23 protein-coding genes, 2 tRNA genes and 1 pseudogene are annotated in these 24375 nt (G+C 41.0%); 25 read left to right on the top strand and 1 reads right to left on the bottom strand.

What is annotated here, in order from left to right; all coding sequences use genetic code 11:
• The 14 genes and pseudogenes from CHH48_RS19295 to CHH48_RS05435 form a co-directional block, all read left to right on the top strand.
• Positions 1 to 78, top strand: a pseudogene (locus tag CHH48_RS19295) (helix-turn-helix transcriptional regulator); the annotation flags it as partial.
• A 212-nt stretch (positions 79 to 290) separates the two neighbouring features.
• Positions 291 to 1691, top strand: a complete 1401-nt coding sequence (locus CHH48_RS05495) for a M24 family metallopeptidase (RefSeq protein ID WP_095220264.1) — start codon at positions 291 to 293, stop codon at positions 1689 to 1691.
• A gap of 319 nt (positions 1692 to 2010) precedes the next feature.
• On the top strand, positions 2011 to 2361 hold the full coding sequence (locus tag CHH48_RS05490) for a hypothetical protein (RefSeq protein WP_095220265.1): 351 nt from the start codon (positions 2011 to 2013) through the stop codon (positions 2359 to 2361).
• Positions 2362 to 2535: 174 nt separating this feature from the next.
• Positions 2536 to 2877 (top strand): hypothetical protein, encoded by a 342-nt coding sequence (locus CHH48_RS05485; RefSeq protein ID WP_095220266.1) that lies wholly within the window; start codon positions 2536 to 2538, stop codon positions 2875 to 2877.
• Positions 2878 to 2986: 109 nt separating this feature from the next.
• Positions 2987 to 3433, top strand: a complete 447-nt coding sequence (locus CHH48_RS05480; protein WP_095220267.1) for a hypothetical protein — start codon at positions 2987 to 2989, stop codon at positions 3431 to 3433.
• A gap of 152 nt (positions 3434 to 3585) precedes the next feature.
• Positions 3586 to 5067 (top strand): potassium/proton antiporter, encoded by a 1482-nt coding sequence (locus tag CHH48_RS05475; protein ID WP_095220268.1) that lies wholly within the window; start codon positions 3586 to 3588, stop codon positions 5065 to 5067.
• A 15-nt stretch (positions 5068 to 5082) separates the two neighbouring features.
• Positions 5083 to 5565 (top strand): MarR family winged helix-turn-helix transcriptional regulator, encoded by a 483-nt coding sequence (locus tag CHH48_RS05470; protein WP_245840318.1) that lies wholly within the window; start codon positions 5083 to 5085, stop codon positions 5563 to 5565.
• A gap of 2 nt (positions 5566 to 5567) precedes the next feature.
• Positions 5568 to 6383, top strand: a complete 816-nt coding sequence (gene racE, locus CHH48_RS05465; RefSeq protein WP_095220269.1) for a glutamate racemase — start codon at positions 5568 to 5570, stop codon at positions 6381 to 6383.
• A 72-nt stretch (positions 6384 to 6455) separates the two neighbouring features.
• Positions 6456 to 7592, top strand: a complete 1137-nt coding sequence (locus CHH48_RS05460; RefSeq protein ID WP_095220270.1) for a GerMN domain-containing protein — start codon at positions 6456 to 6458, stop codon at positions 7590 to 7592.
• 446 nt (positions 7593 to 8038) lie between these two features.
• Complete coding sequence (locus CHH48_RS05455) at positions 8039 to 8638, top strand: XTP/dITP diphosphatase (protein WP_095220271.1); 600 nt, start codon at positions 8039 to 8041, stop codon at positions 8636 to 8638.
• 9 nt (positions 8639 to 8647) lie between these two features.
• Positions 8648 to 9160 (top strand): metallophosphoesterase, encoded by a 513-nt coding sequence (locus CHH48_RS05450; protein ID WP_095220272.1) that lies wholly within the window; start codon positions 8648 to 8650, stop codon positions 9158 to 9160.
• Between the two features lie 88 nt (positions 9161 to 9248).
• Positions 9249 to 9803 (top strand): DUF420 domain-containing protein, encoded by a 555-nt coding sequence (locus tag CHH48_RS05445; protein WP_095220273.1) that lies wholly within the window; start codon positions 9249 to 9251, stop codon positions 9801 to 9803.
• Positions 9804 to 9924: 121 nt separating this feature from the next.
• Positions 9925 to 9998, top strand: a tRNA-Gly gene (locus CHH48_RS05440).
• A gap of 1 nt (position 9999) precedes the next feature.
• Positions 10000 to 10073 (top strand) — tRNA-Arg (locus CHH48_RS05435).
• Between the two features lie 414 nt (positions 10074 to 10487).
• Here the strand turns inward: CHH48_RS05435 and CHH48_RS05430 are convergent.
• On the bottom strand, positions 10488 to 11501 hold the full coding sequence (locus CHH48_RS05430) for a LacI family DNA-binding transcriptional regulator (protein WP_095220274.1): 1014 nt from the start codon (positions 11499 to 11501) through the stop codon (positions 10488 to 10490).
• Between the two features lie 1350 nt (positions 11502 to 12851).
• Between CHH48_RS05430 and CHH48_RS05425 the strand changes: the two genes are divergently transcribed.
• The 11 genes from CHH48_RS05425 (at position 12852) to CHH48_RS05375 (ending at position 24350) form a co-directional block, all read left to right on the top strand.
• Positions 12852 to 14045 carry an MFS transporter gene (locus CHH48_RS05425; RefSeq protein ID WP_095220275.1) on the top strand — a complete coding sequence of 398 codons (1194 nt, stop codon included), beginning with the start codon at positions 12852 to 12854 and terminating at the stop codon, positions 14043 to 14045.
• Between the two features lie 64 nt (positions 14046 to 14109).
• Positions 14110 to 14862 (top strand): type I 3-dehydroquinate dehydratase, encoded by a 753-nt coding sequence (aroD, locus tag CHH48_RS05420; protein ID WP_095220276.1) that lies wholly within the window; start codon positions 14110 to 14112, stop codon positions 14860 to 14862.
• A gap of 98 nt (positions 14863 to 14960) precedes the next feature.
• The gene (locus CHH48_RS05415; RefSeq protein ID WP_095220277.1) at positions 14961 to 15857 is read left to right on the top strand and encodes a quinate/shikimate dehydrogenase; all 897 of its coding nucleotides are present in this window, start codon (positions 14961 to 14963) and stop codon (positions 15855 to 15857) included.
• Positions 15858 to 16128: 271 nt separating this feature from the next.
• The gene (locus CHH48_RS05410) at positions 16129 to 17337 is read left to right on the top strand and encodes an MFS transporter (protein WP_095220278.1); all 1209 of its coding nucleotides are present in this window, start codon (positions 16129 to 16131) and stop codon (positions 17335 to 17337) included.
• Positions 17338 to 17583: 246 nt separating this feature from the next.
• Entirely contained in the window at positions 17584 to 18861 is a 1278-nt protein-coding gene (locus tag CHH48_RS05405) for an ABC transporter substrate-binding protein (RefSeq protein ID WP_095220279.1), read from the top strand.
• A gap of 75 nt (positions 18862 to 18936) precedes the next feature.
• Positions 18937 to 19830 (top strand): carbohydrate ABC transporter permease, encoded by an 894-nt coding sequence (locus CHH48_RS05400; protein ID WP_095220280.1) that lies wholly within the window; start codon positions 18937 to 18939, stop codon positions 19828 to 19830.
• A gap of 1 nt (position 19831) precedes the next feature.
• Positions 19832 to 20671: a carbohydrate ABC transporter permease gene (locus CHH48_RS05395; protein WP_095220281.1), complete on the top strand. Its 840-nt coding sequence runs from the start codon at positions 19832 to 19834 to the stop codon at positions 20669 to 20671.
• A 15-nt stretch (positions 20672 to 20686) separates the two neighbouring features.
• The gene (locus CHH48_RS05390; RefSeq protein WP_095220282.1) at positions 20687 to 21325 is read left to right on the top strand and encodes a YesL family protein; all 639 of its coding nucleotides are present in this window, start codon (positions 20687 to 20689) and stop codon (positions 21323 to 21325) included.
• 25 nt (positions 21326 to 21350) lie between these two features.
• Positions 21351 to 22631: a Gfo/Idh/MocA family protein gene (locus tag CHH48_RS05385; protein ID WP_095220283.1), complete on the top strand. Its 1281-nt coding sequence runs from the start codon at positions 21351 to 21353 to the stop codon at positions 22629 to 22631.
• A 24-nt stretch (positions 22632 to 22655) separates the two neighbouring features.
• Positions 22656 to 23435, top strand: coding sequence for an SDR family oxidoreductase (locus CHH48_RS05380; RefSeq protein WP_245840317.1), 780 nt, complete (start codon positions 22656 to 22658; stop codon positions 23433 to 23435).
• 84 nt (positions 23436 to 23519) lie between these two features.
• Positions 23520 to 24350: an amidohydrolase family protein gene (locus CHH48_RS05375; RefSeq protein WP_095220285.1), complete on the top strand. Its 831-nt coding sequence runs from the start codon at positions 23520 to 23522 to the stop codon at positions 24348 to 24350.
• Positions 24351 to 24375 lie beyond the last annotated feature (25 nt).

The raw sequence follows: 24375 nt of genomic DNA, 5'->3' as shown, positions 1-24375 counted from the left end.
ACGATGCAGAAACTGGGAGTAAAGGGACGGTCTCAGGCTGTAGTGGAGCTCCTTCGTATGGGGGAACTGAAGCTCTGACAGGCATGGCTCGCCTGTCGACTGACATAGCTGTTTATAAGCGAATAGAGAGTACTGGCTTGCTGTGACGGCTAACTAAAACCGACTGTGATGGTCGGTTTTTTGTTTCTACATAAATAGTAAGCATAAAACATTTGCTGATCACTAACCCTTAATTGTGTTAATCGCTTACAATGTAACTATTAGATGCTTTAGCGAAGGAGATTGTCATAATGAACTATATAGAGAGAATCAGCTATATTGAAGTGCCTGCACCTGCCGAAACATCGGCGGAAGCACCAGTGGATTTAATTGATGAAACGATGCAGCTTCACAAAGAGAAAATGATTGCTCAAATGAAAAACGCAGATTTAGATGTTCTTCTTGTTTATGGTGACCGTGAACATGGTACCAACTTTGGTTATCTCACAGGTTTTGAGCCAAGATTTGAGGAAGCTCTTTTGGTTTTACATAGTAATGGGAGTGCTTACCTGTTATTAGGTAATGAATCTCTCCGAATGAAACAATACAGTCGTATAGAAGCAGAAGCTATCCTGGTCCCGTACTTTTCTCTGCCTAATCAGCCGATGCAGACTGAAAAAACATTTGCAGAACTTATTGCATCTGCGGGTGTCAGAGAAGGTATGCGTGTTGGTATAGCGGGATGGAAAATGTTTACGAGTCCTTATGAAGACAATCAACAGCTGTTTGATACGCCGTATTTTATCGTTAATGCCGTGAAAGAGCTTGTGAAAGATACTGGTAGTGTTTTAAATGCCACTTCATTATTTATTCATCCTGGTACGGGTGCTCGTACTTTAATGAATGCAAACGAAATCGCTCATTATGAATTTGGAGCATCACTTGCATCGTCCCGAATTTTACGAGTGCTGGATCAATTAGAACCTGGAAAAAAAGAGATGGAGCTTGCGGATGGACTAGCTGCCTATGGACAGCCGAATAATGTTCAGACAATTTGTGCCACGGGTGATCGTTTTACGAATGCAGTAGTAGCACCAAGAGCAAAGAAAGTAGAGTTAGGTGATAAATTTTCGGTCACAGTAGGTTACAGGGGAGGTCTTACTAACCGATCGGCATATGTTGTATCATCTGCTGAAGAGCTGCCAGCAGATGTATCTGATTATATTGATATAGTTGCTAAGCCTTATTACGCAGCAAGTGTTGCTTGGTATGAAAATGTGAGGCTTGGTATGACTGGTAGAGAGATGTATGAGTTAATTGAATCTGTTTTGCCTAAATCAAAATATGGGTGGAAACTTAATCCTGGTCATTTGACGGCGGGTGAAGAATGGATGTCTTCCCCAATCTATCCCAATTCAGAAATCCGACTTGCTAGCGGCATGATGCTCCAAGTGGACATTATTCCTAGTATTCCAGGGTACGGTGGAGCGAATGCTGAAGATGGTATTGCGCTAGCGGACGAAGAACTGCGAACAGAATTGGCTACTCACTATCCGGAATTATGGGAAAGAATCCAAATGCGCAGAGAGTATATGATCCAAACTCTTGGTATTCAACTTCATCCGGAAGTGCTTCCGATGTCTACAATCAACGGTTATTACCGCCCTTATTTATTGAATAAGGAATACGTGTTTACAGTAAATAAACAGTAGTTAATCTGGTCTTCTAGGATAGATGTATGTTCTGCTTTTATCCGACCAATTATCTTCCTATATATTTCAGACAGCTATTAAGAATTTCCTGATAAGGAAGTTCTTTTTTTATTAAATTTCTTGCTCATTCTAATTTAAAATATAGAATAATTATAGTAGATAGTTATTCTATATAAAATTTATCAACAACCGAAAAGATACATGTCACTTTTTAAATGCATGAAATAAAGTAGATAAATCTATGTTATTCTGTAAAAATAAGAAAAGTTTATGTGTAATAAACCTACCGAAAATTTTCGTTTTAGGGAGTGAAGGCTTAATGGATATAATAACGATTGACAATAGTATAGGGACTAATATTTTTATAGGCGTAATCATTGTACTTATAGCAGCCGTAGTAATTGCCTTAATAGCCATCCGAAAGAAAAAGCAGGATGAAGATCAAGGTCATACGCAATCAAAAGATAACGCACAATCCAAGAGTAAATCAGATAGTGATGGAAACTCGACCATACATACGCCATTAATGGGCGCGGATTCAGAAAGTGATAGCAATAATAAACGATATCATGATACCGATTTAAGTTCCCAGTCCTACGATTCCGGTCCGAGCAGTCCTTCCTACGATAGTGGAGGTTCAGATGGTGGAGGGGGCGGCGGTGGAGAATAACTGCATACTGTCCTCCAATCTGTAGAAACCGGCTTAAGAGCGGGTTTCTTTTATCGTTGCAGGTATTTTCTATATTTGTCGAATTTGCACAATGCGCTTGATACGTATGGTAAAAATGTAATTGAAGACCAAATCGGTTGGTGGTAGAGTTGCTGGTAATTGAGGAGGAATAACTTGAATAAAAACAAGAAAATATTTCTCGTAAATGCTGTCATAAGTGGTTTTATTGCTTTTTTCATTGCTGATTTTTGTGCTTCGGGTACGATAGCTGAAAATCCTACCGACCAAAAGTACGTAGCCCCAGAGTTTTTTGTAATCTTACTGATGTGGGCTATAGGTTTCATATTTGGATTGATAACCTTACTTAAATTCCCATCCGAGCAATTTCGCGTTTTCGCTATTGTAATAATGTGGGTGTCGATACCGCTTGGCTTACAAATTGGAATGGTGTGGGCTATATGGGCTAATGAATCCAGCGTGGCATACGCGATTCAAGAAGTTTTGGTTGAACAATAATATACTCATTTTTAAAACACATAGAAAAAAGCTCTTAAGCTGATTTTTTATCGTAAAAGCAGGTATCCCTCCAATTCTGTCGAAACTGTACAGAAAAGGAGGGTTTTCCATGGAAATTCTGAAAAGTCCGTCTGTCGCTCCAGTCATTGCGTCGCTGCCGAGTTTGCAGCAGCAGATTTACCAGGAGGTTAGAGAAGCTTTTGTGCGTGTTACCGAAGCAGGGGTATATTATATGGCTGATGAAGATGATGAGATTGTGATGATGCCGGTCGCTGAGATGCATCATTTAACGGTCGCGGAAGTAGCTTCACACTACTGTGCAGCAGAATGCAGCATCGCGGAATTTCAGGCAGCTTACTTGGGAAGCTCTCCCCCGGCGGATTTTGAGAAGTGGGCAATGAAGAAGGGGAATACGGTTGTCAGCCGATATGATGATGTGCAGAAGTGCATAATGGTCAGCATTAATGGGTGTAAAGCCGTGCCTTATCATGAATTACCGGTTTCCTCCTTTTCGGAGTTGTTTCGATCGTATACATTCAGTTCATTGTTCAAATAATTAGTAGTAAAAGCCGACTCCGATTGAGTCGGTTTTTTTATATGTTCAGCTTCGGCGAGGGCGAATTACATGCAGTACAGCGTTTTTAACGGTATCATTAAGGATAGGATAGAAAAGTCAGATATCGATCGACACCTTGTAGGGGGATGTACATGCAAGATTATATGGTAACGAATCAATTCATTTTTCTCTTCGCGCTGCTGCTTATTGTGAGTGTAGTGGTGACGAAGTTTTCGACGAGGCTGGGTGTTCCGGCTCTTGTCTTGTTCATCGCGGTCGGAATGATTGTTGGAAGCGATGGTTTTGGTCTTGTTTATTTTGATAATGCTCATTTGGCGGAGGCAATCGGTATCTTCGCGCTGATTGTCATTTTGTTTGAAGGCGGTCTTCATGCGAATTGGCATTCGATGAAGCCGGCACTTGCCCCGGCAATTACAATGGCAACGATTGGGGTGCTGCTGACAGCGGCAATCGTCGCTGTTGCTGCTCACTATATATTTGATTTAACGTGGCTGGAATCTGTTTTGATCGGATCGATTGTCGGTTCGACGGATGCTGCCGCTGTGTTCTCTGTTTTGAAGGGACAGAATGTCAAAGAGAGGCTTTCTGCGACATTAGAGGCTGAATCTGGTACGAATGATCCGATGGCCATGTTCCTGACGATTACTTGTATCGAATTAATTAGCGGCCACGGCCCCGGCGTTCTTTCCATGATCGGAAGCTTTATATGGGAAATGGGAGCAGGAGCAGCGATGGGACTGCTGATCGGATTCGTAGCTGTAACAGCGATCAATCGGATCAATCTGGATACGAGCGGTCTTTATCCGTTGTTCGCGCTCTCGTTCGCTTTGGTAAGCTACGGATTGACATCCGTCATCCATGCTTCCGGATTATTGGCTGTATATGTCAGTGCGCTTTATATCGGAAATGCGGAAATTACGTACCGCCGCTCGATCATCCGTTTCAATGAGGGCTTCGGCTGGCTTATGCAGATATGTATGTTCGTCTTGCTGGGCCTGTTCGTTTTCCCTGGGGAGTTATTCACGCCGAGTCTGATGATTAAAGGATTCTTACTGTCGATTGTATTGATCTTCCTGGCACGTCCATTAGCAACCTTCCTATCGATGCTCCCTTTCAAGTATACAGCCAAAGAGAAAGTGTTCATTTCCTGGGCAGGTTTGAAAGGTGCCGTACCGATCGTGCTTGCACTTTTCCCGCTCATTGCTGGTATCGATAATGCCCAGCTAATCTTTAATGCTGTTTTCTTCGTCGTCCTCTTATCGACTGTTCTGCAAGGCTCGACGGTCACGGCGCTTGCGGCGAAACTTAAATTGGTGGAACCGCCGACAACGAATGAAATTGAGACGCTTGAATTGATCAGTATAGGACGGAACAATCTCGAGATGGTAGAATATAAACCAACGGAACTGAATGAGATATCCGGCAAACGGCTGGAGGATCTCAGCTTCCCTGAGACGACTTTAATCAATGCCATACTCCGAAGCGGCGAAATTATTTCGCCGAACGGACAGACAGTTATCAAAGCAGGCGACACATTGTATATCATGGTTGCTTTACAATATAAGAAACAACTCGCAAAATATTTGCGCAGGAATAAACTAACGAAAGAATAGCAGGAGGAATGAATAGTGCACGACATACTGACAGCTGAAAGGATTGCAGCGATTGAGAAGGAGCTGCGACATATTGCCGTAATCATAAAGCAACAAGGACGGGAAATCCTCCTGCAGTATCCGATTACGGCACCGCAGTTCGTCGCGCTGCAATGGCTGGCGGACAAAGGAGATATGACAACTGGCGACCTTTCCCAAACAATCAGGCTTGCCATCAGTACGACGACCGATATCGTTGACAGGCTGGAGAAGAATGAGCTTGTGAAACGTGTACGTGATGAGAAGGATCGGCGTATTGTACGGGTGCATATCCTAAAAAAGGGAGAGCAGATCATCTCGGAAGTGATCAAAAAGCGTCAAGCATATCTACAAGAGCTGCTGGAAACTTTTTCACTGGAAGAGGCAGACCAGCTGCAGTTGCTCTTACATAAATTACACGGTAAAATGAATGATTACGAACAGCTAGAGGCTAAAACAGAGAAGAAAAAGAGGAGATAAACGTGGATTATCCGATTGGTGTCATTGATTCAGGAGTAGGCGGCTTGACCGTTGCAAGGGAGCTGATGCGTCAGCTGCCAAAGGAAAACCTTATCTATGTCGGGGATACACTGCGCTGTCCTTACGGTCCAAGACCGGAAGAAGAAGTGGTGGAATTTACATGGGACATGGTGAACTTCCTCCTGGAAAAGAACATCAAGATGCTCGTCATCGCCTGCAATACAGCGACAGCTTTTACATTGGAGGAGCTGAAGCAAAAGCTTGATATACCGGTTGTCGGTGTTATCGAACCAGGCGCCCGTGCTGCAATCAAAACGACAAAGACAAATCATATCGGTGTACTCGGTACAGAAGGCACGATCCGCAGCCATGCGTACCGTAAAGCGCTGAAAAATATCAATAGTGAACTCGAAATTGAAGGACTTGCATGTCCAACATTCGTTCCAATGGTAGAAAAAGGTGTTGTCTCAGGACCATTGGCTCTCCAGGTCGTCCAAGATGCACTGACACCATTGAAGGATTGGAAAGAGATGGACACACTCATTCTGGGGTGCACGCATTACCCGATCATCAAACCGGTTATTGAAGAAGTAATTGGTGAATCGGTGGAAGTAATCAGTTCTGGTGACGAGACAGCTCGTGAGGTAAGTGCAATTCTCGGTTTCAAACGAAAGCTCTATGAAGGGAATCGTCCTGTTAATCATCAATTCTATGCATCTGGAGATACGCATCTCTTTATGAAGATCGCGAATATGTGGCTGCAGCGGTCAGTTAATGAAGTTGGAAGGATCCAGCTCGGCAGCAAACAATCTATTTGAATAAAGATGGTCTAAAACCTTTGATGGCTCGTATACATGATAGTACAAACCATCAAGGGGGAAGAAGTGCGTATGAATAAAAAGATTGCAGGTCTTTTCACTAGTGTAATAGGCCTTTCCATTTTATTGGCCGGATGCTCCTTAAAAGGAGAACAGGCTGTCGACGAAGTGGACGTGCCGCAGGATACAACTTATGTGGACGAGCTGGAGAAAAACGCGCTTGATCCTGGCGCAGCGGAAGCACCAGCTGAAGGAGAAACACCGGCTGAAGGAGACGCTCCGGCAGAGGGTGAGGAAGAACAGCCTGAAGAGGGTGCTAAAGAAGGCGAATCCGCTACAGCAAAACGTCAGTTGTTCCTGATGGATGCCAATGGAATGGTCGTACCGATGACATTTGAACTGCCACAGACGAATGAAGTAGCAAAAGAAACATTGGAATACCTCGTAAAGGATGGTCCAGTAACGGACATGCTTCCTAACGGCTTCCAAGCAGTATTGCCGGCAGGAACAACGATCAATGGTATTGATGCGCAGGAAGATGGCACTTTGATTGTTGACTTCTCGAAGGAATTCAATGAATACGAAGCAGCCAGTGAGAAGAAGATTCTTGAATCCATTACGTACACATTGACACAGTTTGAGAATGTGAAAAATGTGGCCATCCGCGTAGAAGGACAAGAACTGGCGAAAATGCCGGTTGATGGCACACCTATCGGGAAAAGCTATTCCCGAGCTGACGGTATCAACTTGATGGATAATGGCATCACTACTGTGAACAGCCAGTCTGTCACGCTATACTTCCCGGCAGAAGCAGTAGACGGCACACCTTATGAAGTGCCAGTAACAGAGCGTATGAACAGCAATGCAGAAAACGACTACGAAGAGATCGTCAATGCACTGATTGACGGACCAGCTATGGACAGCAATTTGTCCAATGTCTTCAATACAGGCTCGGCACTCGCTTCTGAGCCAACATTGAAAGATGGCATCCTTAACTTGGAATTCAACACGGAGGTATTGAGCAACGTGGATGAAGCTGCAATCACAGATCAGCTTATGGAAACACTTGTTATGAGCTTGACAGAGCTTGAAGAAGTCGAAGCTGTATCCGTTAAAGTAGAAGGCGTGGAAGAAGTGTTCAATGAGCACGGCGAAGCATACGCTGAGCCTGTCTCAAGAGAACAGTACGTTCCAGCTGAAAAGTTGTAAAAGCAGAAAGCCCGGTCATTTGATCGGGTTTTTAGTTTTTATAAGGTCTAATCGTTTACCAAAAAAGTGTTATATTTAATCTTGTATAAGAAGATTGAAAATTGAGTATGAAAGAGCGGGTGTAAAAAATGAAAAGCCTTGATCGTATTTTAGTAACACTTGCAATTGTAATATTGATTATCAACTATCCTATAAATAGATGGCTCTTCTCAGAACCACCTGACACGACTGGAACTTTTATCACGCTTATACTTATCTGTGTCGTTTTGTTTAGGCTGATTGATAGAGACAAGAAATGACATTCAGTTCAACTTTTTAATCGCTGAATTTTTGCAAAGAGTAATCGCAGAGCGCTATACTGGAAAGTAGCTTTTCTTCTTACATAATTTTTAATTTGGTTTCAAAAAGGGTACAGATATGCAGAAACGTTCATTGGAGGGTTAAACATGGATAAAATCATTATCGCAACAAAAAATGCCGGAAAACTGAAGGAATTTAAAGCCTTTTTCGAAGAATACGATATTACAGCTTACGGACTAGATGAATTATCACAGCAATTCGATGAAATTGAGGAAACAGGTACTACATTCGAGGAAAACGCAGCACTGAAGGCAGAAACAATGGCAGGTCACCTGCAAGTCCCTGTGCTGGCAGATGATTCAGGATTAGAGATTGATGCACTTGAAGGGCGCCCAGGCGTTTATTCGGCTCGTTATGCTGGAGAAGAAAAAAGTGATCAAGCAAATATGGATAAAGTGCTGGAAGAACTGAAAGCTGTATCAAAAGAGGAGCGTACTGCTCGATTCGTATGTGTATTAGCCGTTTCACAGCCTGGCAAAGAAACGTTCTATGCGAGAGGCCATGTGGAAGGGAAAATCACAGATGTGCCAAGCGGTGAACATGGCTTTGGCTACGATCCTGTCTTTCAGCCAGAAGGCTATGATAAAACGATGGCGGAGCTCAAACCTGAAGAGAAAAATCAAATCAGCCACCGGAAACAAGCGATGGTACATTTGGAAAAATGGTTGAATGACCAAGCGAAGTGAGGTTAGAGGATGAAGATACTGATAACGAGTGACAGTCACGGATTGACAACTGAAGTAAACATGCTGAAGCAGCGACATGAAGACGAAGTTGCGGCGTATATTCACTGTGGTGATTCGGAGCTGCCTTTTGATGCACCAGAGATGGAAGGCTATTATCGGGTCGCTGGAAACTGTGATTATGACAGAGCATATCCAGAAGTGGAGGAGCTGACAGCATCTGAACTGCCAATCCTTATCACACATGGTCATCTATATGGAGTGAAATCGAGTCTCCGTCCTCTGGAAAAGCTGGCAGCAGAGAAAGATGCGAAGATTGTTTGCTACGGTCATTCCCATGTAGCGAGAGCGGACGTAATCGACGGCAGGCTGTATATCAACCCAGGCAGTATCCGATTGCCAAAGCAGTCGCCATATCCGACATATTGCATTCTGTCCTACGAAGATAGAATTGCAACGGTTCGATACTATACGTTGGGTGGCGAAGAAGTACCGGAACTGGAGAAATCCGTCACATTCAAGTAAGCTCGGACAAAAAATTGTAACGTTTCTATTGCCGAATCACCTCACACATACGTTATACTAGTGTTTGAATGAATTGAGGTGATTTTGTATGAATGAAGCCGATTTCGGTTACAAACCAAATCATAAAAAACGCAATTATCGTCCGCTTGTTATTTGGCTGACCATCATCATTGATGGATTAGTTGTCGTATTGAGCGGCTTACCGCCAGTCGAAGGCTTCGATTTATTCGACGTACACATCCTGCCAATGCTGAATGCTATCTTTAACAGCTTTACGTTCGTCTTCCTGCTGTTGGCATTGATCTTCATCATGAAGAAGAATATCATCTGGCATAAGCGCTTCATCTATTCTGCTTTTGTCACAACTACATTGTTCTTGATTTCTTACGTAGCTTATCACTATTTGGCAGGAGATTCATCATTCGGAGGCGAAGGCATCATCCGTCCGATCTATTTCTTTATCCTTATCACGCATATCGTGCTGGCAGCAGTCATCGTACCGCTAGCTCTTGCATCGATAACACGTGCTTGGAATATGGACGTGCCAAGACACCGAAAGATCGCCCGCTGGACAATGCCATTATGGCTTTATGTCAGCCTTACAGGCGTCATCGTTTACTTGATGATCCGTCCGTATTATTAAGGAGTATTGCTCCGGGAAACCGGAGCAATTACTTAATTTCAAAAAACTGTTGACTATATGCTATATATCATGTAGAATAAATCTTGTCCTTAAGAGAGGACAGCATACATAAAAGAAACACGCGGGTGTAGTTTAGTGGTAAAACCTCAGCCTTCCAAGCTGATGTCGAGGGTTCGATTCCCTTCACCCGCTCCATGTCCCAATAGCTCAGCTGGATAGAGCAACAGCCTTCTAAGCTGTGGGTCGGGGGTTCGAATCCCTCTTGGGACGCTAATGAGAAAAGCGCTAAAAACCTGGAAGATAAAGGTTTTTAGCGCTTTTTCTGTTGTTGAGAGCTCCTTGGGGGCAGATTAGTTAAACAATCGTGAGTATACAAAACTTATTCGTCTCCTACGTGTATCTTTACGTAAAAATATAAAGTGATGATTATCTGTTTTTAGTATAGGTGATAGAATATAAAAGCGCTAGAACTCCTGATATAAAAGGATTCCAGCGCTTTATTTACGTATTAGTGTTACCAGTATTTTTTTCATTGTTTTGAAGCTAGTACTTTTATTAACATTACTTTATGGCTTAAATGAAAATTGTAGTTCTAACTGGAATCTGTCATTACCCAAAAATAATAAAGGTGCAGGGGGAAGATATGTCCTAAACATACAGCCAGTCATCTTGCAATTAAATCCTTTACGCAGATTCTCGAACAATCAACTCTGGCTCTAGAATTAGTCGCTGCTGCTCATGGCTATCATCGGACAATTGCTGGAGTAAAAGCTTTGCGGCTTCTACCCCTGTTTGTCGAGGAAATGATGAGACAGTTGTTAAGGGGGGGTGATAGACATCTGATTCAGGAATATTATCAAATCCTACAATATCTATGTCCTGACCGGGATTAAAACCTTCCATTCTTAACCCTTGCATCACTCCGAAGGCAACTAAGTCATTAAAACAAAAAATAGCCGTTGGAGGATCAGGATTACGAAGGACTTGTAATACAGCCTCTAACCCACCTTCTCGGGTAGGAGGACTGTCTACCACTAAGTTATTGTCGATGATCAATCCCGCGTTATCATGGGCATACTGATATCCGTCCATACGTTCAATCCAGGTCGAGGATGTTCGAACGCCTCCTAAGAACGCGATCCTTTTATGTCCCTTATCTATTAAGTGCTTAGTAGCCATCAGGGACCCTTTCCTATAATTTATGCCAACATAGTCACTTTTCACTTCCGGTAATTCTCTGACAGCAAGAACCATTGGTGTGTTCATCTGGTTTAACCGATTAACTGTTTCTGCATTACTCCCAGAGACCGGGTCGAGAATCAAACCACCGACTCTATGTTCCAACATGGTAGAAAGGAGATGGTCTTGCTTGGCTAGAGAATCAAAAGACGTTCCTAACAACACCGTATATCCGACCTCTTCCAGTGTTTCGTGTACACCTACCAAAAATTCAGAAATGAATTTATTAGAAATATCGGTGATAATCACGCCCACTGTATTAGAACTTTGTGATCTGAGATTTGCAGCAACTCTGTCGTATACATACCCTAATTCTTTCATTGAATTCATCACTGTTTTACGCGTTTTATCAGATATTCTAGGATTGTTACGAACGACAAGGGAAGCAGTGGCGGTCGATACTCCAGCATGCTTTGCGACCTCTTGTAATGTGACTCGCTTTTTTTTAGGATGTTTCATTGTTGAATCACCATCTTGAATAGAATTTTAATTTCTTAAAAGAAAACTAATTATCGCAAATCATGCATTGCATATAATTTTTCCTTTTGAAAAGACGCAGGATTTCTCCAATAATGTTTTCTCTCTTAATAGTACCTTTTTTTTATATAACCTACAATAACGGGTCATTCCATTGCAGCACAGGTTAAGATTTATTTGCTTTAACCTTTATACTTTCTAGGTATGGGCTGTGCCTCTATATCTATATATTTAACGAAAAGATTGAATACATTGTTTAATACATTTGATACCTGTCAAGTAAATTGTGAATAAAATCACATGTGTTATAAAGTGAATTCATGGGTTTGACACAATTTTAGTGTAGCAGTATAATAGCTGAGGCACACTTATTTTAGTTTATTTACTGCGCAGATTAATAAAAAAATAAGTGGAATAGATGGAGTAGAAAAATGTTTTAATATACTTCTCAATATGATGAGGTATACGTAATTACTGCATATTTTAATTTCAATGCCTATATGTATCTTTTCCAAGTAACGACTTTTAAAAGTGTTATAAAAGAAAAGAATTAATTGCACCATATTCCAACATTGAAGATTTTTTTTTATGTTACTGTGACAGTAAGAGTTGTCACTTTGCTCCAATATAATGCGAAGGCCAAGTGCGTGAGGTACTCTGCACCATTAGTAGAACGATATACCAAATAAAAGATGTGGTAGATCAAGCTGTAGTCGTCACTAAAACTACAATATAATGCGAAGGCTAGATGTGTGAGACACCTTGAACTATTAGTAGAACGATATACCAAATAAAAGATGTGTTATAGATACAGCTGTAGTCGTCACTGAAACTCCAATATAATGCGAAGGCTAGATGTGTGAGGTACTCTGCACTATTAGTAGAACGATATACCAAATAAAAGATGTGTTGTAGATACAGTAGTAGTTGTCACTATGCTCCGAATACATTGAGAAGACCAAATGTGTGAGGTACCTTGAACTATTAGTAGAACGATATACCAAAATAAAAGATGTGTTGTAGATACAGTAGTAGTTGTCACTATGCTGCGAATATATTGGGAAAATCAAATGTGGGTTATCTTACACTATTAGTAGAACGATATACTAATTTAATACATGTAACTGCATGAGTGTACGGAGAACTGATTAAATTAATAACTCAAGGTTAAAGCCATATTAAATATAAGAAGTGGTTACTGATGGAACATAACCAAGGAAATGAGTAATCAGTGCTTATTGAGAGGTGGCGGTTGATGAACAGGATTGAAGGACAAACACTTGTACTAATTTAATGTTTAATACTTTTATAGAGGGAATGGAGAATTTTTTTATGAAAAGTCCATATATAACTGCAGCAGGTGGAATGTATCTTAACTTTTTCATATTAGGAATGGTTAATATAATATTTGCATCAAATATGAGCAGTTTAACAGAACAATTGAATACCACTACTTCAGGAATCAGTCTTCTTTTATCTGCTTTCGGAATTGGGAAGCTTCTTACTTATGCTTTAAATGGATATCTATCAGACAAATTAGGTAGAAAACCATTAGTTGCTTTTTCAAGTATTTTAATGGCCATATTCTTAATCGGATTTCCTATGGCGCCTAATTATCAAATAGCCTTTGTTTTGGCCGTGTTGATGGGAATTGCAAACTCAGCGATGGATTCAGGGACATATCCAGCCCTTACTGAGTCTTTTCCAAAGTCTGCAGGAACAGCCAATGTTCTAGCAAAAGCATCTAATTCTGTTGGGGCAATCCTGCTTCCAATATTTATTACTTTTTTAGCTACTAATAATATGAGCTATAAATTTTCATTTTATATTCCTGCAATCGTAACAGTTATTGCGTTGGTCTTAATCCTTATTGCAAGATTTCCGAACCATAAAAATGCAGAATCTGATAACGGAAGTACGAAACAATCTGAGGAAAACGTATTTTTATCTCAGCCGAAATTTTGGGTGGAAGGACTTGCCCTTATCGTTATTGGCTTTACCTCTTTAGGATTAATCATGATCGCGCCATTGTGGCTACCTACTTTAGGTCAAGAAGTATTAGGTATGACTAATACGGAATCCGTAACAATGCTTAGCTATTATAGTACAGGAGCTTTTGTTTCTGTTATTTTGCTAGCTGTTGCACTGAAAAAGGTTCGCCCTGTGACAATTATGATTGTATACCCGATTATTACAGTTATTTCTTTGATTGTTCTTTTATCAGTAAACTCATTAAGTGTAGCAATCATCAGTGCTTTCTTTGTCGGTTTATCTATTTCTGGAGTACTGCAGTTAGCCATTACGGTAATCACGCAATTATTCTGGCAGAAAAAGGGCACGATGACGGGGATTATTTCAACATCGGGCAGTATAGCAGTTATTTCTTTACCGGCTTTAACCGGTGTGATGGCTGATACGACTAGCATTACTGCAATTATCTGGCTTGAAGTGGCCATTGCTGTGGTAGAAATTTTGGCGGCATTGGTAGTGATGTATCGATTTAATCTTTTGACAAGAAAAGGTTGAGTCATTAAAAAGCAAAAGTTTTAAATTTAATATGATTGAAAGATTTTAGTAGGAGGATCACAAAGTGAAGACAGTTACAATTAAAAACACCACAATTGGAGAAGGTACTCCAAAAATTATTGTTCCATTAGTAGCGACTAAAGAGGAACAAATACTTCAAGAAGTTGAAACGGTAAAATTCTCGAAGCCGGATATTGTTGAATGGCGAGTAGATTGCTATGAGCATGTCGAAAGCTTAGAAGCTGTTTCAAATATGATTACAAAACTTAGAAACGTTTTGCCAGATACACTTCTTCTTTTCACTTTTAGAAGTTTTAAAGAAGGTGGTAATAAAGAAATTACAGATCGTTATTATTTTGAATTGCTGCATACAGCTATTCAAACGAAGCAGATAGACCTTGTTGATGTTGAATTGTTTTTTGCAGAATCCGAAGTCAAAGCAACAGTGAAGCTAGCGAAGGAAAATGGTGTTTATGTCATCATGTGTAATCATGATTTCCATAAGACTCCACCTAAAGAAGAAATAATTTATCGTCTTCGCAAAATGCAAGAGTTTGGTGCTGACATACCGAAAATTGCTGTTATGCCCCAAAGTGCAGAGGATGTTCTAGTATTATTAGAGGCTACAAATACAATGAAAACAATCTATGCGGATCGACCGTTTATTACCATGTCTATGTCTGGTACAGGCCTAGTTAGCCGCTTAGCAGGTTCAGTATTTGGTTCTGCTTGTACATTTGGTGCCGGCATAGAAGCATCTGCACCAGGTCAAATTCCTGTTGACCAATTAAGAAATGTATTAGAAGTAATTAGTTAATGTCAGTTGGTATGGCTATTCTTACTCATTTTAATGCGAAGTAAGGTTATTTATTAGAATGATATTTATATAGAAAATTCAATAAGGGAGATTTTAACATGGAAAACTTTGAAAATAACTTAGAGAAAATTGATGGGAAAACAAAATTAGTTGGATTACTTGCTACACCAATCGGACACAGTTTGTCACCAAGAATGCATAATTTAGGATATACATTAAAGGGTTTAAATTACGCATACCTAGCATTTGAAGTGGGCAATGAAACACTGGAAAAAGCTGTAGAAGGAATGAAAGCTCTCGATGTGGCAGGTTTTAACGTATCGATGCCAAATAAAATGGAAGTCATTCAATATTTAGATGAATTAGATGAGAGTGCTAAATATATTGGAGCTGTCAATACAGTCGTCAATAGATATGGCAAATTAATTGGTTATAACACGGATGGAAAAGGCTATGTTAACAACCTTAAAGAACATGGAATTGATTTACAAGGGAAAAAGGTAACCCTTGTAGGATCAGGTGGAGCAGCAACACCAATCGCAATCGAATTGGCTCTTGCTGGAATTTCTGAAATTAGTATTTTTGCTCGCAATGACCAATATTTCCACCAAGCTGAATTGAATGTTGAGAAAATCAACAATGACATGAAGGATTATGATGTAAAAGCAAACATTTTTCCGTTAGAGGATAAAGAGGCATTTAGTCGTGAAGTAGCAGAAAGTGCAATACTAGCAAATGGGACAAGTCTAGGGATGAAACCTTTAGATCATTTAAGTATACTGGATGATAAATTAGATGTTTTGCGTAAAGGTTTAGTTGTAACAGACGTTGTTTATAATCCAGCAAAATCTAAGTTGTTAACCCAGGCAGAAGAAGCTGGTGCGACAATCATCAATGGTTTGGGTATGATGTTAGGACAAGGTGCATTAGGATTTAAGCTATTTTCTGGAGAAGAAATGCCAAAAGAAGAAATTAAAAAAATTATGTTTGAATAAATGTTACTATTAAGTACTAGTAAATAAAATTATAGTGGAGATAATACCATTAAATAAGATTGCTTTTTCGTTTTATAATGTGAATTGTATAGTTCACATCTAAGTAATGAATGAAGGATCGGGCTAAGAAAAACAGGAGATCACTCCATGTTTTTCTTAGTTTTTTTTGAGGATTCTTATCTTGATGATATAGGATACCTTTTTTTACTGTATTTTTCTATGGGGAGAACAATAGCAGTAGCAGGATGTTTTACATTGCGGGGGGAAACTAATGAAATATCAATACTTTATATCGGCATTTGGGATGTATATTAATTACTTTCTATTAGGTATGGTAAATATTATCCTGGCTTCAAATATGTCTTCATTAACAAATCAATTGGATACGGATGCTACAGGTGTCAGTTATTTGATTGCAGCAATAGGTATAGGAAGATTGATAAGCTACAGCATAGCAGGGGCATTGTCAGATAAGTTCGGCAGGAAACCTTTAATTATTGTTTCCGCAATTGCGATGGTCGTCTTTTTGATAGGAATCCCCTTTTCACCTAGTTATGAGATAGCAATTGTGTTAGCGATATTTGCGGGTATTTCAAATTCAGCTATGGATGCTGGTACATATCCAGCTCTCACTGAGATGTTTCCGAAATCTGCTAGCTCAGCAAGTGTCATGATAAAAGGGTTTGTATCGCTAGGTGCTACAATTCTGCCATTTATCATCTTATTTCTATCCGAAAATAATTTATTTTATGGATTTTCCTTTTTTGTACCAGCAGCTATTTACATTGTAAATATGATTTTTTTATTTTTTGCTATTCCTAAGACTCAAGCTGGACAACCAGGGCTGGAAGACAATTCTCAAGTAAGCCAATTCTTAACTGAACCCGAATTTTGGAAAGAAGGGATTGCTCTTATTATTATAGGTTTTACATCAACCGCATTATTAACGGTTTCACAAATTTGGTTACCAAGCTATGGACAAGAAGTTGCTGGGATGTCTGCATCAAATTCGGTTGAGTTGCTGAGCTATTATAGTATCGGCTCGCTTATTTCCGTTCTCTTATTATCTATTCTGTTGAAAAAGATTCTTAAGCCTGTAACGGTGATTTTACTTTATCCAATCATTACTTTGATCGCTGTCACTGTTATTCTTTGCTTCCATACCCCGCTTGTTTTAAGTATAACGTGCTTTTTCCTGGGATTTTCGACAGCAGGAATCTTACAGCTGGCTATTTCAATGATGACGCAGCTTTTCTGGAAGAAGAAGGGAGCTGTTACAGGGTTTGTTTCCACTGCCTCTAGTATAGCAAGTGTTGTTTTACCTATAGCAACTGGACTAATAGCTAAAAAAGGTGATATGGAACATATATTTATTTTTGATAGTGTAGTGGCAACCATTGGAATTGTCGCTGCAGCTTTTCTATACTATCGTTATCAAAAGCTGACTAAACCGCAGCTGAGAAACCAACATGTTAGATAAGTAAAAATGCTTCGAGGCTTTGAATTAGCTCGAAGTTTTTTTGATTTAAATAATTGTAATGATAAATGGCAATGTCAAGATTGCAAAAGAAGTCTCTACTACATACCGAAGAAGATTACTGAAAAATAGAGACTGTTTTACACGTTTTTTTAAACATTTACCCCTGTTTTCTATATATCCCTAATTCCCATCCTTTTGGTAAAATCATAAATGTAATCGCTTACATTAGAGCTGGGGGGATTGAACATGAAAAGAAAATCGCTTCTGTTAGTTTTTGGAATGATTTTGGTTTTATTGCTTGCTGCTTGTAGCAGTGAGGGAAGCAGTTCTGGTTCAGATGATGGTAAGGTGAAGCTGCGAATTGCTTGGTGGGGCGATCAGCCGCGAAATGATTATACGACGAAAGTTATTGAGATGTATGAGGAACAAAATCCTAATGTACAGATAGATGCAGAGTATGCGAGCTGGGATGATTATTGGCAGAAGCTTTCTCCTCAAGCGGCAGCAAATGAATTGCCGGATATCGTACAAATGGACGTTTCCTATCTTGCTCAATATGCGCAAGGAAATAAATTAGCTGATTTGACTCCATTTTTAGGGGAACAAATCGACACGAGCAATATGACAGAGGATTACGTAAATGGCGGAAAAATAGATGACGGTATCTATGGAATGAACACGGGAGTAAATGCGGTTGGATTCCATTACAATCCGGAGTTATTGGAAGAACTAGGTCTTGGAAGTGAAATTCCGGAAGACTGGACATGGGACGATTATAAGACCATGTCTGATAAAGCTGTTGCGCAAGGCGCTTTTTTCGATACACATCTAAGACCTGATGTATTTTTCGATTATTACCTTCGCAGCCAAGGCTCTCGTCTTTATGCGGAGGATGGCAGTGGCTTGGGTTATGATGATGATAAATTATTCGTGGATTACTGGAGTATGATCGCAGAGCAAGTGGAAAAAGGAGCAACTCCAACGCCAGATGCTCTTGCTCAAATAACGGGGATTGAAGATGATCCGGTTGTAAAAGGAGAGGCAATAGGGATTTTTCAATGGTCCAATCAGTTCGTAGGATTGAAGCAAGTAGCTGAGAAGCCGCTTGAGATTGCGCCAATGCCGGGCCCTGGAACGTCTGATGGACTTTATTTGAAGCCAGGTATGTTCTTCTCTGTGTCACAAAACTCCGAACAAAAAGAAGCTGCTGCTGACTTCTTGGATTTCTTTATGAACGATGTAGAAGCGAATAAATTGATTCTCGGCGACCGTGGTGTGCCAGGGTCTTCTGAAGTAAAAGAAGCATTGAAAGATGAAGTTTCTGAAGCACAGAAGCAAGTCTTTGAATATGTGGAATGGGCTGAAACAAACAGTTCTCCAATGGGAGCTCCAGATCCAGCTGGTGCCGGAGAGGTCATTGAATTATTAGAAACATTAGCGGAACAAATCAGTTATGGTCAGCTTGCTCCTGAAGAAGCTGCCGAAAGTTTCAGAACGCAAGCAGAAGGCATGCTTGGACAATAGGAGAAAAGGTGATCAAGACGGCAGCTGAGCAGCTGTCGTTTTGATTACATCTGCAAAAGGAGAGGAGTAACGTCATTGAGCTCACGTCTTAGAAGCAATTTGTGGGGATATCTTTTCATTGGACCATTCATCATCGGCTTTTTAGCCTTTACGATCACACCAATGCTAGCTTCCCTGTATTTCTCATTTACAGAGTACGGTTTATTTGATGCCCCAAAATGGATCGGCTTTGAGAACTATATAAAAATGTTCACAGAAGACCCTCGCTATATTAATTCATTAAAAGTTACCATTATCTACGTATTCGCTGGCGTCCCATTGCGGCTCGCTTTCGCCTTGCTGGTGGCCATGCTGCTGAATGTCGGATCACGAGCTGTAGGCTGGTACCGGACGCTTTATTATTTGCCTTCCCTCATCGGCGGAAGTGTTGCCGTTGCGATTATGTGGCGGAATATCTTTGGTGATGATGGAATCGTGAATATAGCGCTTAAGAGTATGGGGATTGATTCGGTTCGTTGGTTTGGTGAACCAACAGCGGCACTATGGATGCTGATTTTCCTTTCCATCTGGCAGTTTGGATCATCGATGCTGATCTTCCTGGCTGGTTTGAAATCCATTCCGGCAAGCTTTTATGAAGCTGCCAGTGTGGACGGGGCGAACTTCTTCCAGAAATTCTTCCGCATCACATTGCCTATGCTAAGTCCTGTTTTGTTGTTCAACATCATCATGCAGACAATTTCTGCTTTTATGACCTTTGTACCTGCCTTCATCATTTCCAAAGGAACTGGTGGTCCATTGGATGGTACACTTCTTTATTCTCTGTACTTGTTCAAGCAAGGGTTTGAGTACTTCAATATGGGCTACGCGTCAGCTATGGCTTGGGTCATGCTGCTTATTGTAGCCGTTTTGACAGGAATCATCTTCTTGACGTCCAAGTATTGGGTGCATTATGAGTCGGAGGGGAAGTAGAATGACTAAAAAACGACCTCGATATTTTCTCTACCATATTCTAGTCGGAGGCTTTGCCATCCTGTTGCTTTACCCGGTAATATGGCTGTTTGTCAGCTCTTTCAAAGAGAGCGGCGATATTTTCATTACCGCTGGATCGCTTATTCCAAATCCCTTTACGTTACTGAATTACGCGCAAGGGTGGGAAGGGTTTGGCGGATACGGTTTTGGTACGTTCATTAAAAATACGCTTGTTTTTGTTATCTGGATGCTGCTTGGTCACTTGATTTCGTGTTCGCTGATTGCATTTGGCTTTGCCAGACTGAAGTTCGTTGGCCGAGGGTTTTGGTTCATGATCATGCTCGTGACACTGATGCTGCCTTATGAAGTCGTTATGATTCCGCAGTACATCATTTTCTCTGAGCTTGGCTGGCTGAATTCCTTGAAACCATTAGTTGTACCAGCATTCTTTGGACATCCATTCTTCATTTTCTTGCTCGTCCAATTTATCCGAACGATACCGAGGGAACTGGATGAGGCAGCGACAATCGATGGGGCAAATACATTCCAGATCTTTTATAAAGTAATATTGCCGCTTATTGTTCCTGCTTTAGCCACAACTGCGATTTTCACTTTCTATTGGACTTGGGATAACTTGCTTGGACCGGTTCTCTATTTGAACAGTCCTGAGAAATATACTGTCTCGATGGCATTGAACATGTTCTTGAGTAATGAAACGGTATCAAACTGGGGAGCGATGTTCGCGATGTCGATTGTCACACTTGTACCGGTGTTTGTTATCTTCTTCATCTTCCAGCGCTATGTTGTGGAAGGTATCAGCACGACTGGTCTAAAAGGATAGAGAGGAGGGGCTTTTATGGCTGCTATTAATAAAGGTCTGGAATGGATTACAAGAATGGCATATATAAATATTCTCTGGCTCGTTTTCTTACTGCCGGGTCTGGTGGTATTCGGGGTTTTCCCTGCTACCACCGCCCTGCTGCATGTGATGCACCAATGGCTGCAAGGAAAAACGGACATTCCTATTTTTCAGACCTTTTTACAAACGTATAAGAAGGAGTTCGTGAACAGTAACAAGCTGGGATATATCTACGTGCTGTTAGGATATATCCTTTATCTTGACTTCCTCTTCCTAACATCTGCTGCGAACGCCGCTTTGTACTTCACGATTCCGTACCTCATTGTCACATCTATTGCTTTTTCTGCAAGTTTATATGCATTCCCGATGCTTGTGCATTATGACATGAAGCCGTTTCAAATCGTAAAACGTTCTTTCTTTATTATGATGCTAAACCCGAGCCAAACGTTTGTTATGCTCATCGGAACGATCGGAGTAGGTTCGATTTTATGGTATTTCCAAGGGTTGGCGTTATTTTTCAGCTTCAGCATTGTTGCATTGATCGTTATGATGCCAGCTGCTAAAGCATTCGAAAGAACAGAAAAGAAATCCTCAAAACTCCTAGCTAAGGAAATCAAATCGATCCCAGCGAACTAAGATCAAACTAATGGGAGGTTGCGCTATGAAAAAGTATGTACTTGTGGGAACAGGCGGCCGGGCAGAGTTTTATTACGGAGCAATGGTGAAGGATTTTAAGGATACATGTACACTAGCTGCTTTTTGTGACATAAACGAAACAAGAATGGCTTATGCCAATCAGCTGCTGGAGGAAAGGTATCAGCATCCTGCTATACCAGCATATCCTGCAGCAGATTTTGAAAGGATGATTCAGCAAGAAAAGCCGGATATTGTCATTGTCACTACCATTGATCGAACGCATCATACGTATATTATCAGGGCTTTGGAGCTTGGATGTGATGTGATCACGGAGAAACCAATGACAACGGATGAAAACAGGTGTCAGGAAATCTTGGATGCTATTGAGCGGACAGGAAGAGAAGTCCGAGTGACATTCAACTACCGATACGCCCCGCATAATACAAAGATCAAGGAATTGATAAGCTCGGGTGTCATCGGAAAAGTAAACTCGGTACATTTTGAATGGGCGCTTGATACGACGCACGGTGCTGACTATTTCCGGCGATGGCATCGGGATAAACGAAATAGCGGCGGCCTGCTAGTTCATAAGTCCACACACCATTTTGATTTGGTGAACTTCTGGCTGGATACGACTCCACAGCGTGTGTATGCAACAGGAAATCTGCTTTTCTACGGGAGGGAAAATGCCGAACAAAGAGGGGAAACGAAATTCTATCAGCGAGCGTATCAAAGCGAACAGGCAAAAAGTGATCCGTTCGCCCTTGATTTGGAAAGCAATAAACATTTGAAACGCATGTACTTGGATGCTGAGATGGAAGATGGCTATCAAAGGGATCAAAGTGTTTTTGGAGATGGAATAAGTATTGAGGATACTTTAGGGGTGCTGGTGAACTATAAAAGTAAAGCAATCCTGACATACAGCTTGAATGCCTACTTGCCGTGGGAAGGTTTTATCGTCGCCTTTAATGGAACGAAAGGAAGAATCGATGCGCGCATTGTAGAAAAGTCTTATGTGAATTCGGGAGGTAGCAAGTCCGAGGAAGGGCAGCTGGAACAATTATCGATTCTGGTAAGTCCTATGTTCGACGTACCTTATGAGGTACAGGTGGAAAATGGAATAGGAGGACACGGCGGAGGCGATACGCTGCTGCTGCAAGATTTATTCGGTAATCCCAAGCCAGACCCATTTAACCGTGCAGCTACCCACATAGACGGAGCAATGTCCATCATGACTGGCATCGCAGGTAACCACTCCTTGAAGTCAGGAAATGCAGTCAACATAGACGATTTAATAAATCTATAAAAACCGTTTGCTTGAATGGAGGATATGTTGGTGGAGAAAACGGCGATCATTTCTGGCGGAGCATCTGGAATAGGAAAAGCTGCGGCCCTTAAGCTTGCAGATGCTGGATTCCGGGTTTGCCTGCTGGATGTGAATGAAGCAAAATTGCAAGAGGTTAAAAAAGAGATGGAAGAAAAGAATTACAAGGTAATGATTATTCCTTGTGATATATCACAATACAACCAAGTTGAGACGGCCGTACAAAAAATGATGGAACAGTGGGGCGGGGTCGATGTGGTATTCGCCAATGCTGGGATAGTTGGCCAAGTGTCGTCGATCGAGTCGATGAGCGTTGACAATTGGAATCAAGTTCTCAGCATCAATTTGAACGGGACATTCTTCCTCGTGAAAGCAGCTATTCCCCATTTGAAACGGCAAGGCGGAAGCATCATTATTACCAGTTCTATCAGCGGAAACAGAGTCTTTTCTCAAGCTGGTTTCACAGCATATTCCAGTTCAAAGGCAGCACAGGCCGCATTCGCCAAAATGGCCGCATTGGAGCTGGCAAAATACCATATCCGAGTAAATGTCATCTGTCCAGGCGGAATAGAAACAAATTTCAAAGAGTCGATAAAACGATCTCCTGATTTGGACGAAATCAAAATACCTGTAGAATTTCCTGAAGGAAGCAAACCTTTGGATAATCGCTCAGGTAAGCCTGAAGAAGTGGGGGATCTTGTTAAATTTTTGGCTTTAGATGAGTCCAGACATATTACGGGTACGGAAATATTTATAGACGGTGCGGAATCCTTATTGATCGGATAAGAGTTTTTTTATGAACAAACACCATGAACTCAGTCATGGTGTTTGTCTGGTATTCAGAGGTCATTATAAAAGGAGAATAGTCGAATGATCATAGATGCTCACCAGCATTTCTGGTGCAAACACAATGATAAGGTTGATCATGGTCCTGGAAGCAGAAGTCGTTCTTATTTACCTGATCACTTAAAGCCTAACCTGCATGAACGAAGCATAAACAAAACAATCGCTGTGCAAGCTTCACCCACCTTAGAAGAGAATGAGTTTTTATTGCATATAGCTAAAACGAGAAAAGAAGTAATCGGAGTTGTAGGCTGGGTTGAATTGGACGATCCCCAAGCTATACAAACGTTGGCTGCTTATAAAGAAGATTCTAATTTTGTGGGAATCCGGCCAATGATTCAAGATTTGCCTTCGGAGTGGCTATTAAAGCGTACGGTTCTTCATAATATGAACAAATTAGCGGATGAGGGTTTTCCGATTGATTTACAGGCCAACCCAAGACACTTACCTGTAATCCATGAGCTGTTAGAAAAAATGCCTCATATTCACTGTGTAATTGATCATATAGCGAAACCGCCAATAGACACTGGAAAAATGGAACCATGGGCCAGTCATATGCGAAAAATTGCGGAATACTCTAATATCATGTGTAAAGTTTCTGGTCTTGTTCCTGAAAAAGTCGGTGCCAGCTGGACAACTAAGAGCATCACTCCTTATGTCGAACTCGTTTTAGATGCCTTTGGTCCAAAACGGATCTTGTTCGGCAGTGATTGGCCAGTATGCTTAAAGTCTAGTTCTTACGCAGATGTCATCCAGCTGTTTGAGGATACAGTGACAAGTCATTTGTCTGAGAGTGAGAGAGAAGATGTTTATCAAAATAACGCAAAGCGTTTGTATCGATTAGAAGATAGGCTATGAAGAAATATAGAGGATATTATTTCGA

The organism is Terribacillus saccharophilus (assembly GCF_002272075.1).
Taxonomy (GTDB): Bacteria; Bacillota; Bacilli; order Bacillales; family Amphibacillaceae; genus Terribacillus; species Terribacillus saccharophilus_A.
This window is presented reverse-complemented; position numbering and strand designations above follow the sequence as displayed.